Source organism: Ligilactobacillus pabuli (genome assembly GCF_022836475.1).
GTDB classification, from domain to species: Bacteria; Bacillota; Bacilli; order Lactobacillales; family Lactobacillaceae; genus Ligilactobacillus; species Ligilactobacillus pabuli.
Map to the genome: position 1 here is coordinate 1 of NZ_BQXH01000015.1, position 11,988 is coordinate 11,988.

General features: G+C 37.4%; 17 protein-coding genes and 1 pseudogene. 13 read left to right on the top strand and 5 right to left on the bottom strand.

The annotated features are described in order from the left end of the window. From LPAF129_RS11300 to LPAF129_RS07915, 11 genes and pseudogenes are all read left to right on the top strand, one after another. The coding region (locus LPAF129_RS11300) for an IS3 family transposase (RefSeq protein WP_373875042.1) at nt 1-76 on the top strand (76 nt) is incomplete at its 5' end. A 37-nt stretch (nt 77-113) separates the two neighbouring features. After that, nucleotides 114-497 (top strand): phage minor capsid protein, encoded by a 384-nt coding sequence (locus tag LPAF129_RS07875; protein WP_265747430.1) that lies wholly within the window; start codon nt 114-116, stop codon nt 495-497. After that, a complete protein-coding gene (locus LPAF129_RS07880; RefSeq protein WP_244055814.1) occupies nt 498-683 on the top strand; it encodes a hypothetical protein in 186 nt (61 codons plus the stop codon). It begins immediately after the preceding gene. 9 nt (nt 684-692) lie between these two features. Further along, nucleotides 693-845 carry a polymorphic toxin type 50 domain-containing protein gene (locus LPAF129_RS11220; RefSeq protein ID WP_265747449.1) on the top strand — a complete coding sequence of 51 codons (153 nt, stop codon included), beginning with the start codon at nt 693-695 and terminating at the stop codon, nt 843-845. Nucleotides 846-859: 14 nt separating this feature from the next. Next, nucleotides 860-997 carry a hypothetical protein gene (locus LPAF129_RS11305; RefSeq protein ID WP_373875043.1) on the top strand — a complete coding sequence of 46 codons (138 nt, stop codon included), beginning with the start codon at nt 860-862 and terminating at the stop codon, nt 995-997. Nucleotides 998-1,356: 359 nt separating this feature from the next. After that, complete coding sequence (locus tag LPAF129_RS07890) at nt 1,357-1,569, top strand: hypothetical protein (RefSeq protein WP_244055816.1); 213 nt, start codon at nt 1,357-1,359, stop codon at nt 1,567-1,569. A 232-nt stretch (nt 1,570-1,801) separates the two neighbouring features. Next, nucleotides 1,802-2,050 carry a polymorphic toxin type 50 domain-containing protein gene (locus LPAF129_RS07895; RefSeq protein ID WP_244055817.1) on the top strand — a complete coding sequence of 83 codons (249 nt, stop codon included), beginning with the start codon at nt 1,802-1,804 and terminating at the stop codon, nt 2,048-2,050. 80 nt (nt 2,051-2,130) lie between these two features. Further along, nucleotides 2,131-2,364 (top strand): hypothetical protein, encoded by a 234-nt coding sequence (locus LPAF129_RS07900; RefSeq protein WP_244055818.1) that lies wholly within the window; start codon nt 2,131-2,133, stop codon nt 2,362-2,364. Nucleotides 2,365-2,624: 260 nt separating this feature from the next. Next, complete coding sequence (locus LPAF129_RS07905; protein ID WP_244055819.1) at nt 2,625-2,831, top strand: hypothetical protein; 207 nt, start codon at nt 2,625-2,627, stop codon at nt 2,829-2,831. A 238-nt stretch (nt 2,832-3,069) separates the two neighbouring features. Continuing rightward, nucleotides 3,070-3,336: pseudogene (locus LPAF129_RS07910) on the top strand (phage scaffolding protein); the annotation flags it as partial. Between the two features lie 382 nt (nt 3,337-3,718). Further along, on the top strand, nt 3,719-4,195 hold the full coding sequence (locus LPAF129_RS07915) for a GNAT family N-acetyltransferase (protein WP_244055820.1): 477 nt from the start codon (nt 3,719-3,721) through the stop codon (nt 4,193-4,195). Between the two features lie 61 nt (nt 4,196-4,256). On the opposite strand, the gene LPAF129_RS07920 is transcribed toward LPAF129_RS07915, so the two are convergent. Further along, nucleotides 4,257-5,864 carry an APC family permease gene (locus LPAF129_RS07920; protein WP_244055821.1) on the bottom strand — a complete coding sequence of 536 codons (1,608 nt, stop codon included), beginning with the start codon at nt 5,862-5,864 and terminating at the stop codon, nt 4,257-4,259. A 249-nt stretch (nt 5,865-6,113) separates the two neighbouring features. Here LPAF129_RS07920 and LPAF129_RS07925 point away from each other — a divergent pair, with 249 nt between their 5' ends. Further along, complete coding sequence (locus LPAF129_RS07925) at nt 6,114-6,962, top strand: aminoglycoside phosphotransferase family protein (protein ID WP_244055822.1); 849 nt, start codon at nt 6,114-6,116, stop codon at nt 6,960-6,962. Between the two features lie 78 nt (nt 6,963-7,040). Beyond that, nucleotides 7,041-7,598: a DNA-3-methyladenine glycosylase I gene (locus LPAF129_RS07930; RefSeq protein ID WP_244055823.1), complete on the top strand. Its 558-nt coding sequence runs from the start codon at nt 7,041-7,043 to the stop codon at nt 7,596-7,598. 55 nt (nt 7,599-7,653) lie between these two features. Here LPAF129_RS07930 and LPAF129_RS07935 read toward each other — a convergent pair whose 3' ends face one another. The 4 genes from LPAF129_RS07935 to msrC form a co-directional block, all read right to left on the bottom strand. Then, nucleotides 7,654-8,154 carry a universal stress protein gene (locus LPAF129_RS07935; protein ID WP_244055824.1) on the bottom strand — a complete coding sequence of 167 codons (501 nt, stop codon included), beginning with the start codon at nt 8,152-8,154 and terminating at the stop codon, nt 7,654-7,656. Nucleotides 8,155-9,103: 949 nt separating this feature from the next. Beyond that, a complete protein-coding gene (locus tag LPAF129_RS07940; protein ID WP_244055825.1) occupies nt 9,104-10,372 on the bottom strand; it encodes a replication-associated recombination protein A in 1,269 nt (422 codons plus the stop codon). A gap of 193 nt (nt 10,373-10,565) precedes the next feature. After that, on the bottom strand, nt 10,566-11,174 hold the full coding sequence (gene rpsD / locus LPAF129_RS07945; RefSeq protein ID WP_373875040.1) for a 30S ribosomal protein S4: 609 nt from the start codon (nt 11,172-11,174) through the stop codon (nt 10,566-10,568). 249 nt (nt 11,175-11,423) lie between these two features. Continuing rightward, nucleotides 11,424-11,873 carry a free L-methionine (R)-S-oxide reductase MsrC gene (gene msrC, locus LPAF129_RS07950; RefSeq protein ID WP_244055826.1) on the bottom strand — a complete coding sequence of 150 codons (450 nt, stop codon included), beginning with the start codon at nt 11,871-11,873 and terminating at the stop codon, nt 11,424-11,426. Nucleotides 11,874-11,988: the final 115 nt, after the last annotated feature.

The following is an 11,988-nucleotide window of genomic DNA, read 5'->3' on the forward strand; positions in this document are numbered from 1 at the left end:
TAATAATGAACGAATTTCTTTGAAAACAAAAGGCCTATCTCCGGTAGAATACCGAAAACAGGTCTTAACTAGTTAAAACTTATTTAAATGTCTAACTTTTTTGTTGCACTTCAGTGCTTAGGGCTTTTTTATTTTGTGTAAAAATATCTTTGACCTTGAAATTGACCCCGTTATTTAATTGTCAGCTCATATGTGCTCCGATACAAGGAAATGTGGTTAATATTGTTCCAGAAAGTGATCCACGATTTGGTCCGGAATTCAATACGATTTGCAACCATGGATATGGTGAACCAGTAGAGTGTTTTGGTATCAACTGCCAGCACATGCCATATCCTTACATCAAGGGAATTTCGCATAATTTCCAGAAACAGTATGATCCAGATGAAGCAGTTAAGCATGCCAACATTCAAGTTAAACAGTGCTACTACGAGCGCAATGTGCGAGCATTAAAAAAGAAGTTGGGTGTTTGCGACCGTCTTGGTGATGAAGAGCGTTAATTGCAGATTAAAGGCTCGATTCGTTCATATCAGGCTAAATTACGGCAGATTGTTAAAGAAAATGACTTTTTAGCGTGGGACTATTCGCGTGAGAGGGTTTATACTAAGGCTGGTAAGAAAGCGGTACTAAAGCCAAAAATACGTAGTCAAAGTCATGTTGAAGCAATGCTTAAATATGGTGATTGATCTACTAAAATTAACCCAGAAAAGCAGGTAGACCATATGGAGTCTATGAGAAAGCTGGGCAAAAGTTATTTTTATGACAATGTTAATCCACAAGATGTGGTTGATAAGTATGCTGATATGGTTGAATTAATCAAAACTTTTATACTAACAAAGAAAGAATAAAAGCTGATAGAGTAATTGGTGGTGATGTTTCTAAAGATGGAAGCGAAATACTCACACAATGGGCGAAAAAGCATTATTCTAAAAAAAGAACTCATATTGTGTCAATTTCAAAAAGGACTGATAAAAATGGAAAGAAAGATAAAGGATTATAGTAAGTACAATGGAAAGCGGATTAAAGTTATTGCCGTTAATAATCAAGTGTTTCATGGCTTTGTGAGTGGAGTAGATACGCCTGAAGATTCTGAAGATAATCAATTTTGGTTGGACCTTGAAGAAGTTGATAACCCAATGTTTGGTCCAGACGATATAATGACAATTGCAGAGTCAGAAATCAAAGAAATTACAATAATTGACAAGTAGTCTTGGTTACAACAATTAAAGTTTTTTTCTACGAAAATTTCCCTTTAATGCAAAAGTTCTAAAAAATATGGTATCTCAAGAAATGAAATTGAAGAAACTAATAAACAATTAAATGACTATTTGAAACAGTTAGCAAAATGGGAGGAAGCAAATGGTAAGAGATAAAATCATAGACCAATTTAAGATTGATAAATACACAGTATTTTGTCTTGAAAATGATTCTCATGTTTTGAAACTTAGTTATAAAAAATGTAGGATTAAAGATGTAGAGTATACTCCAGTTTCGGTAATGGATGCCCCAAATGCGATTGCTATTGTTGGAGATGTTAATAATTTAATTGGTCAGTTTGTTGAATATGTTTAAATAGTTGTAGCTAACAGCATTGATCATAACGGTTGATGCTTTTTTAGTGTGCCCGACATAGGCAGTAACTAGGCAGTGTAAGTCCGTTGTGAGCCATAGTGATTGGTATCACGAGTCGAACACAAGGGTGTCTATCGAGAGGTAGAATCTGTTACGGCAAATTGTTTAAGAAAACGACTTTTTAGCCCGAGACTATTCGCATGAGAGGATTTATAATAAAGTTAGTAGGAAAATGGCACCAAAGTTAAAAACAGATAGCCAAAAACATGTTAAGACCATGTTTGAAAATGGTGATTGGTCTACTAAAATTAACCCAGAAAAAAGCTATTTTTATGACAATTTTGATGTTCAAAAATTAGTTGATGATTATGTTGGAACTGGTTATTTAGAAAAAACATGTACTAAAAGTACACCAATAAAGAAGTTATTAAAATTGCTGAAAATATTGGAGTTGTTGTTTCAAATAAAAATGGGAAAATAACAGAGAAATAAATTATGCTAAGATTCATTATTCGGCTAAAAGAACGCATGTAGTTCCGCATTACAACAGGAGTGAAAATGATGAGGAAAAGTAATTTGGATTATATCAAGTATGTTGGTAAATGGGCTGAAATTGTGGATATTGATGATCAAGTTTTTCGTGGATATATTTTTGGTGCTGAGTCTGAGGAAGATTCAGAAGATGGGCAAGTATGGCTTGATATGAAAAAAATTGATAGTTTAGTTTTTAATTATGGTGATATATTAACAATTGCAGAATCAGAAATCAAAAAAATTACAATAATTGACAAGTAGCTTTGATTACAATAATTGATGCTTTTTTACTACGCAAATTCGACCGTTTTGTAAGAAAGTTATCATTTCCATCAATATATAAATCACGAATATGCCGATAAAGATGTTCAAATAGCAGTTACTTTGAAGGAAATAGATGTAAAACGGTATTTATTAAAAAATTCAAAAAATATGGTATTCCAAGAAATGAAGTTGAAGAAACTAAAGAAGATTTAGATAGCTATTTGAAGCAATTAGCAGAATGGAAGGAGATAACCCCAATGGATAAAGTAGTAGATCAATTTAATATTGGCAAATATACAATATTATATCTTAAAAAGAATGCTAGTTTAGTTCGAACTAGGTATACAAAATATAAGATTAGGGGTGTGGAATATGATCCAGTGCCAGTAACTGACGTGCAGGATGCTATTGCCATTAATAGAAATGATGAAGATTTAATTGGGGAGTTTGTTGAATATGTTTAAATAAGTTACATAAGTAGCATTGATCACAACAATTGATGCTTTTTTTGTACACAAAATTTGACCTGGATAAGTCATTAAACTGTCTATTTTTCTTGCAAAAAATTCTGGGTTGTCACCCAGTGAATAAATGGATGGAAGTTTTTGCGATGAAAAAAGAATTTTTAACTGAGTTGGGCATTGAAGAAATGGTGTCCAAACAAATCATGGTGGAACATGCTAAGGCTAAAACCCTAAGGCGGTTAAAGCGCTGCTTGATTTGGATAAGGTGGAACTCAAAGAGGGCTCGCTGACTAATTTCAAAGATCAGTTAGAAGCGGTTCAAAAGAGTGATGCTTATTTGTTTGATATCAATGAGGCTGCGAAACGAGCTGGTGGAATTCAAAATACACCTAAAGGTAATCCTGGAGCAATGAAGTTTCCAAAAAGAAATCCAGGTACGCAAGCACTTGAAATTAAAGAATTGAAGGCCATAGACAGGTCAGCAATTAAGTATTTAAAAAGTTAGCGTGTGTTAGTTAGCTATTTTAGTCCTTTTATGAAAATTTATGAAACATCGACTCCAATTTGTGGTATACTAACCCACAGTTTGAGAATTAAGTAATTTACTCAATTTGGATTTGATTTGAAGACATTTCGCGTGATCGGGCGCAGTCTTGGAGCTGTAACGGTATTATAGAGGCGGGATAGTACAAACGAAAAATAGAATTAGTCTCTTTGTGTAATAGAATTTGGAACGATTTAAATTTAATTTTTTCATTAGAGGGCGTCATGTTAACAGCATGGCGCTCTTGTCAATTAATCAAAAATAACGATGCTGATAGTTCACGAACTGAACTGAAAACATGGTAGAATGGAAACACACTTAGAAGAAAGTAGGCAAGTTAAACATGGAAATTAGGGGAATTCAACCGGCAGACCATGAAATGATAGATCAGCTGCTGGAAGAATTGGATACCACCAAGAAGCACATAGGAAAACGTGCGGCTAAGCTGAGACAAGAACTGAATTATCAACCAATGTTAGAAATTGTGGCAGAAGAAGATGGGCAGTTGTGTGGAACTGCAAGTTTACATGAAATTACGTTAAATGAGATCGTCTGTGTCGCGATGGGACCGATTGCTGAGAAACATGGTCGACTAGAACCATTGCTAGCTGAGTTAAAGCAACGAGCTTTAAGCTCTGGTTTTCGCTTTATCGTGTGGCAGCCGGTGGGGGAGATCGACCCGCAAGATTACGGTTTTGAACCAGCAGCTAGCCATGAATTATATTTGTTGGGACAAGAAAAAGGGCAAAGAAAAGTTTATGTTTTACAATTGATCGAGGATAGCTTAGCCGGGTTATCTGGCCAAATTAAGTTTAATTAAAAAAATCCAGCTGACTGTTATTCGTTTGAATAGCAAGTCAGCTGGATTTTTTAATAATTTTTTAAGCTTCTTGAGGTTTCTTGCGACCGATATACCACATAAAGAGTGGAAAAATAATCGCGATTGCAACGATATAGATGAAGCGAGCCGCTAAGTCGGTTCCGCCCAACCAAACCATTGCGACAACACCGATTAAGGTGGTTGCAATCATGATCGACCATTGTTTACGATCAAAGGCGATGCCGTATTCAATTTCACGTTTTCTGATCAGTGGTAAAATCGTTCCTAGACCAATTAAGATAATGATCGCAACGAAGTTAATGATCAGTTCGTACCACCATGTGCCGCTGTATGTTGCTACGTCTTGTGGAGCGATTCCGAACAGAGTAGCAGTTGCTGTGACAACTAATAGAAGCAAACCAACAGAATAAGCAAGTTTGTCATTTTTAATGAAGACATATTCTGAAGGATACTTCGCAGTGTTTTTACGGATCCGCATAAATGCGTAGAAGATCCAGCAAGTTACACCTGGTGAAATGATCCCGTTCAAGTTCAGTAACCAGTTGAAGATATCATTCATTTCTGGTAAGAACACACCCAGTAACATAATGAAACCTGATAAGGTACAGGTTAGAATATAACCGTTGACAGGTAAACCAGAATCATTAGTCTTACGTAAGAAAGCTGGCATATATTTTTTACCAGTATCAGAAATCAACATCCGTGTCATTGCGTCTAATAGGACCGCAAGAAGGGCACACATGTAAATCACTGACGTCCAAGCGTAGATATACATAAATAAGTTACCGACACCATATTGTTGACCTAAGTATTGGAAGGCGTAGTAGTCACCATTCATCTTTAAGTCATTTGGCAAATGATTGGCATCAAAGAAGATCCCTAATGAAAATGAACCAAAAATTGTCAAAAAGGTTGTCATAAATGCCAAGGTGATCATGGCTTTAGGGAAATCAGTTTTTGGCTTTTTCATTTGTGTGATAAATGGCGCCACAAGTTCTGCACCGTTAACCGCATAAATTAACAAGCCGATCGTTGTCAAATATTTTAAATCAAACTTAGGGAGTATCGTATGAATGTTCATTGGTTGTGTTGCCATGTGGCCGCCAGTTCTTAATAAACCAACAATTGACATGAAAACGAACAGAACTGTCATACCGAACATCGCAAAGCCACCAATAGTGGATAAGATTTCCATCGAGTTTGCTAAATGACGTTGAACAAAAATAAAGACGATAAAGACAATGAAGGTTAACAAGGTAAAGATGACGTTTGGCATCTTATCTTGAAATTCGCTGCTTCCAGTGAAAGCCCAACCGAAACCGACAATAACTGACTGAGCAGAATCGACCACGTAAGGAATTGAAGCGGCCCAATAAGTCCAAGCCGTAAAGTAGCCCAGAAATTCTCCGTTTGTCCCTCGAATCCAGGAACTTAAGCCGCCGCCTTCACTATTAAAGACGGATCCTAACTGTCCGACCATCAATGCATAAGGAATAACGTACAAGAACATCATAATGATCCATGATGTAATAACGCCCATTCCTTGGTTTTTAAAGTTGTACATGATATCTTCGAAACCAATCACGGTTACGAAAGCCATCATCGCCACAACTGGCCAACTAAGGTACTTTTTATTACTCTCTCCCATTAAATTCACTCCTTACAGTAAATAATTGAGTATTAAGAACGGATAAAAATGCGCAACAACTGCGTCTATCAATAATTTTCAGAAAATATAACAGATACTCTTAATAATCTACACTTAAATTGAGTTTGATGCAATGAAAATTTATGAAAAAGTTAAAAAAGTGTTTGTCATGTCGGAGGATAAATTCTTGCAGCAAATTTTCTTTTAACGTAAAATTAAGTTATTAAATTAATGTATGGAGGCCTGCAAATGGAGAATATGTTGATCGATTTTTTAAATGATTCTTATCAAGCTGATTTAGAAATAATTCATGATGTGGCGGGAAATCAACATCTAGCAGGGTATAGTACTTACCATCAAACTAACTTATTTGTCAAAATCTTTAAGGACCAAGCGATGTTTTATGCAGAACAACATGTAGATCAGGTCTACTGTCCAGATATTTTCATTGGAACAGTTATTTTTGGGGATAATTACGTGGTCGTGCTAAAAGATCGCCAGTTAACTGAAGTTGAGTTAAGTGAAATGAATGAGCAGCGTAGTTACCTATATGGGCGACTTTTAGCCAAGTTTCACCAAAAAGTAACGGGTAAAGTTGCTGTGCCCGTCAATTCCGATAGTTTGACACAACAAATTAAGTTTAAGCTGGCAGCATTAACTGATCCAGTTCATCAACAACAGGCCAAAGAGGTCTATTCCTTGCTCGAAGCTGATTTGCCTGCAGCACAGCGTGAATATCAAAAGTTGAAGAAGGTTGTTTTACATGGTGATTTTAGTTTGCGGAACATCATGCACCAACAGCAAGGCTATGTCTTATTAGACTTTGAAAGAGCACACCTTGGTTGTCAGTATGAAGATTTCATCAAGTTCTTTTTTACAGAGGTTACGGATAAAAAATTACGGCAAAGCTTTATTGCAGGTTATCAATCTTTATTAGAGTTTGAAATTCCACAAAAGGCCTGTCAACAAACTTTATTGTATTTAACAGCTCTCGACATTTATCTGTTTCATGAATCGCATACTGAGAAAAAGTTTGGGGAAATTGCTGATCAGATGCTGGCAACGATTAGTTCCGGAGTACCCGTTTTGGAAATTTAATTTTTTACCGGAATTTTGACCAAAAACCAGCTTTTTTTCGTATCTTCTTAGTAGAAAGCAAAAAATGGAGGTACAAGGATGACAGAATGTGGTTGGGCAATTGATGCAAATGAACAGATGCAACGTTATCATGCGACTGAATGGGGTAAAGAAACACATGACGAACGGTTATTATTTGAATTACTAAGCTTAGAGATGATGCAGGCGGGTCTAAGTTGGCAAACCGTGTTAAATAAAAGGGCGGCTTTTCAGGAAGACTTTTGCAACTTTGAACCACAACAAGTTGCAAGTCTAACGGCTGCTGATTTGGCAAAATTAACCACCGATGCACGGATCATTCGCAATCCACAAAAAATCAACGCCATTTACCACAATGCACAATTAGTGGTGAAACTTGAACAGCAAGGAAAAAGCCTAGATCAGATCTTGTGGGACTACGTTGATGGTAAACCAGTGGTCAATCATTGGCGTCATCCAGAAGAAGTGCCAGCACAAACGATTCTATCGCGACGGATGGCCAAAGACTTGAAACGATTGGGCTTTAAATTTGTCGGACCAACAATTATCTATTCGTTGTTACAGGCAACGGGGATCGTGAATGATCATTTGGAATCATGTGCACATAAATATCATTAATCAAAAACGACCAGTGTGCGGGATTAAGTTCTCGCACACTGGTCGTTTTGCCTAGTTATTCTTTTTCAAAGCCTTTACGTTGTTCTTTGCTTAAAGCTGGTTTGTTATCTAAATCAGTCCGAACAACTAAAACGTCGCATTTAGCGTTTCTAGTGACATATTCAGTAACAGAGCCAACTAAGATCCGTTCCACGGCGTTCAAACCTGTGGCACCGATCATAATTAAATCGATGTCGTTTTCCGCAGGGAGATCTTTAGCAATCACAACTTTAGGAGCACCATATTCAATCGAATAATCAATGTGCTTGATGCCTTCTTTTTTGGCATCTTCAAGATAGCCTTCAATTGTTTTTCTAGCGGTGGCAGTGACTTCTTCAACCATAGCAGTGTCAAAACTGGAAATATTTTGAAAAGCACGAGTATCAACGACATGAACTAAATGAATCGAACTGTCATCACCATTTCGTTTGGCAACATTAACAGCTTTTCTAAAAGCTAATTCTGCTTCATAAGAACCATCGACTGGAACTAAAATTTTTTGATATGTTTGCAGCATGATGCTCATCCTTTCTTGATCCTCACCTTAATTTTAACTATCTTTGTCCAAAAAATAAAGTAAAATCCTTTGATTTATGTGAAAACTCACAAAGTATATCCCCATAAAACGAAAGGTACGATAAAACTAGTCAATACATCTGAAGCAATGACTACAATTAGCAGCCAAGTTGGTGCATAAAAGAGTGTTAGCAGTGTTAAACAACCACAGAGTATCATTAACACTCCAAAAACAGTACAAAAAAGTCCTAGACCTCGTTCTGTTTCTGGGTGAAAAACTAGAAAGGGCCGGTGACGGTTTTTAAATAAATACGTACCGAGCACCAAAACAATAATGGCTAAAAAAATCAACAGGATATTAATTAATAGGTCCATGGAAAGCTCCTTTGTCAAAAAATATTGGTTTTTAGCTGGAGTCAGCTTTTAACGGCATAAAAAGAACGGCCTAGAAAACTAGACCGTCACAAAGATAAACTTTGTAATTCCGTCGGCACCGTTAATCACCTCGGTAGTTGAACCCGCGTTAAAGCAGGAGTGCCATTCTTTGTTTGGCTGTGGGACTCAAGTGATATGAGATGCCAGACCCCAGACATTTGAATGGCTCAAAGTAACGATAATTGTTCGGTCAACCTTACATTGTGAGGTAAGGCGTATGCCACAGAACTCGTAATTATAGTAACATAAAGCGCATTCTAATGCAATTCAGTATGTCTCTAAAAATTATCATAATGATTACTGAAAAATTAATAAATAAGCAAAACAAACGATTAGATTGACTTAATTTTTGCCTGATTCCGAACAAAGTTAACAGATCAAACTATAAAAATTAAGTGTTTCCACATCGTTTCTTTTGTGCAATAAAAATATTTTTCCGCAAAAAAAACTAAAAAGATTCTTTATTGCACAATTTGACCCAAAAATTGACCCAAATTTACGGATGGGGCTCAGAACTATTTTTGGGCATGTTTGAGTAACTCGTATTGTTTTTTAAATGCTTGTTCAATGCGTCCATTTTCTTTAGGCTGATAGTATTGCTTATTTTTTATTTTTTGCGGCAAATAAGTTTGTTTGACCCAATCGTGGGGAAAGTCATGAGGAAACTTATAGTCAGTTCCACGTCCGAGTTTAGCAGCCCCTTGATAATGTGCATCCTTTAAAGTGTCAGGAACATCACCATAATTACCGGCTCTGATATCTGCGATTGCGGCATCGATGGCTTGGATCGCTGAGTTGGATTTGGGAGATACACACAGCTCAATCACAGCATTAGCTAATGGAATTCGCGCTTCTGGCAGGCCAATTTTTTCCGCGGCAGTCACAGCGGAAACTGTCCGGGCAGCTGCGGCAGGATTGGCGAGCCCAATATCTTCATAAGCAATTGTGAGTAAGCGACGGTTGACAGAAATTAAATCACCAGCTTCTAACAAACGTGCCAGATAGTGCAGGGCAGCGTCAGCATCTGAACCGCGAATGGACTTTTGAAAAGCAGAAATCACATCATAATGTGCATCACCGTCTTTATCTTGAACCAGCGCTTTACGTTGCAAACATTCTTCAACAATGGGTAAATCAAGAATGATCTGACCTTCATCATTTGGCGGAGTCGATTTAGCAGCCAACTCCAAGGCATTTAAAGTACTGCGTAAGTCTCCATGGGTTGCTTGGCTCAAATGAGTCATGGCTTCAGGAGAGACTTCTAAGTCTAAATCTCCGAGGCCATTGGTCGTATCAGTTAAGGCACGATTAATTGCCTGAGTGATATCTGCTGCTGTTAATGGTTTGACTTCATAAATTTGTGTCCGACTTCGAATCGCAGGGTTAATGGATATATAGGGATTTTCTGTCGTTGCTCCAATTAAGATGATACTGCCATTTTCTAAGTGGGGCAGTAAGAAATCTTGTTTTGGTTTGGTTAAACGATGAATCTCATCCAGCATTAACACGACCGTTCCGCTCATTTTAGCTTCTGCCGCAATTGCTTCTAAATCCTTTTTTGAATCTGTGGCAGCATTTAAAGTTCGAAAAGCATATTTGGTTGAACCGGCAATGGCACTAGCAATACTAGTTTTCCCTGTGCCAGGAGGACCGTATAAAATCATCGATGAAAGCAAACGTGCTTTGACCATTCGCTCAATGATCTTTCCTGGGCCGACTAGGTGCTGTTGGCCGACAATATCTTCAATTTTTTTGGGACGCATCCGATACGCAAGTGGTTTCATTTTTTCCTCCTTCGTCCAAGTGTTTTTCATTTAGTTGTAATTAACAAATTCCTATATCAAAGCGATTATCGCTTATTTTACGGCGATTAAGCCAGAAAGATAATTGATAAGTACAAGAAGGCTTTAACTAGTTAATTTGAGGATAAAAAGTGTATAAAAAAAGCCCGCTAGGCGAGCTTTTTCGATAGCAATTTTAGCTAAGTTGGTTGTAGTATTCAACGATCAATGATTCGTCGATATTTGCATCAAGTTCTTCACGTTCTGGCAAACGAACGAGTGAACCTTCCATTTTGTTTTCATCAAATGAAACAAATGCTGGGCGACCAACAACAGCTTCCAAGGCATCCTTTACGACTTGTAAGTTCATTGAACGTTCACGTAAAGAAATAACTTGGCCAGGTTTTACTTCGTATGAAGGGATGTCAAGACGCTTGCCATCGACAGTAATGTGACCATGGTTAACTAATTGACGAGCCTGACGACGAGTAGTAGCCAAACCTAAACGGTAAACAACGTTGTCCAAACGACGTTCGAGCAAGATCATGAAGTTATCACCGTGCTTACCTTCGCGAATCTTACCAGCTTTCAAGAACAAGTTGTAAAATTGGCGTTCTGACAAACCGTATGTCATACGCAGCTTTTGCTTTTCTTGTAATTGAAGACCGTATTCTGAAAGTTTACGACGGTTGTTTTGACCGTGTTGACCTGGAGCATATGGACGACGAGCTAATTCTTTACCTGTACCTGAAAGTGAAATGCCTAAACGGCGAGAAACTTTCCATGATGGACCTGTATAACGCATAATAAAATTCCTCCAAATAATTTTTATGGAGTAAAATAATCCGTGTGGATTTAGTATTCGTGCAGTTTGTTCTAGGTTTTCGCTTTTGCAGCCGAAAAGTTACTGACTAAACCAAATTGGCAACAAACTGTTGACGTTCTTACCATCCACTGCTGCATTATTTTACACAATAACTAATCTAGCAGGTTTCGATTGGAAAGTCAATTGAAACCTGCCGAAAATGTTTTTAAAGTGGGTCTCAAATAGCTATTAGAGATGATTTATTAAGGCTGCAACAAATTTCATTAATAGTTCTTGGTCTTGACTGCTAAAACGGTCGAGCACAGGTGAATCGATATCTAGGACACCAATTTGTTGGTCACCCTTACTCAAGGGGAGGACAATTTCTGAGCGACTGGCTGAATCACAGGCGATATGTCCTGGAAATTGGTTAACATCAGCAACACGTAAAACTTGCTGCTCACTGAAAGCTCGTCCACAAACTCCCGCATCCAGGTTAATGTGCATACAGGCGACTTTGCCTTGGAAAGGACCGAGATTTAATACTTTAGTTTCAGTGTCATACAGATAAAAGCCAGCCCAGCTAATTTTGGGGAGCTCTTCGAATAAGAGGGCACTTGCATTGGACAAATTAGCGATGAAATTATGTTCATCTGCCAGTAAAGCATCAAGCTGCTGGACCAATAATGGTTGATTCATTTAATTTCCTCCATTAAAATCATATATTAACTTATTTTCTTATGGTATAATTATGGATAGATTTTAAACTGAATTGGTGTGGATAGCAACTATTAATTATGATTGTTCATGTGTT

What these genes read in the sequence shown, in the direction of transcription:
- LPAF129_RS07890 (WP_244055816.1), top strand. Translation starts at nt 1,357, where the DNA reads ATGGTAAGAGATAAAATCATAGACCAATTTAAGATTGATAAATACACA.
- LPAF129_RS07895 (WP_244055817.1), top strand. Translation starts at nt 1,802, where the DNA reads ATGGCACCAAAGTTAAAAACAGATAGCCAAAAACATGTTAAGACCATG.
- LPAF129_RS07900 (WP_244055818.1), top strand. Translation starts at nt 2,131, where the DNA reads ATGAGGAAAAGTAATTTGGATTATATCAAGTATGTTGGTAAATGGGCT.
- LPAF129_RS07905 (WP_244055819.1), top strand. Translation starts at nt 2,625, where the DNA reads ATGGATAAAGTAGTAGATCAATTTAATATTGGCAAATATACAATATTA.
- LPAF129_RS07915 (WP_244055820.1), top strand. Translation starts at nt 3,719, where the DNA reads ATGGAAATTAGGGGAATTCAACCGGCAGACCATGAAATGATAGATCAG.
- LPAF129_RS07920 (WP_244055821.1), bottom strand. Translation starts at nt 5,864, where the DNA reads ATGGGAGAGAGTAATAAAAAGTACCTTAGTTGGCCAGTTGTGGCGATG.
- LPAF129_RS07925 (WP_244055822.1), top strand. Translation starts at nt 6,114, where the DNA reads ATGGAGAATATGTTGATCGATTTTTTAAATGATTCTTATCAAGCTGAT.
- LPAF129_RS07930 (WP_244055823.1), top strand. Translation starts at nt 7,041, where the DNA reads ATGACAGAATGTGGTTGGGCAATTGATGCAAATGAACAGATGCAACGT.
- LPAF129_RS07935 (WP_244055824.1), bottom strand. Translation starts at nt 8,154, where the DNA reads ATGCTGCAAACATATCAAAAAATTTTAGTTCCAGTCGATGGTTCTTAT.
- LPAF129_RS07940 (WP_244055825.1), bottom strand. Translation starts at nt 10,372, where the DNA reads ATGAAACCACTTGCGTATCGGATGCGTCCCAAAAAAATTGAAGATATT.
- rpsD (WP_373875040.1), bottom strand. Translation starts at nt 11,174, where the DNA reads ATGCGTTATACAGGTCCATCATGGAAAGTTTCTCGCCGTTTAGGCATT.
- msrC (WP_244055826.1), bottom strand. Translation starts at nt 11,873, where the DNA reads ATGAATCAACCATTATTGGTCCAGCAGCTTGATGCTTTACTGGCAGAT.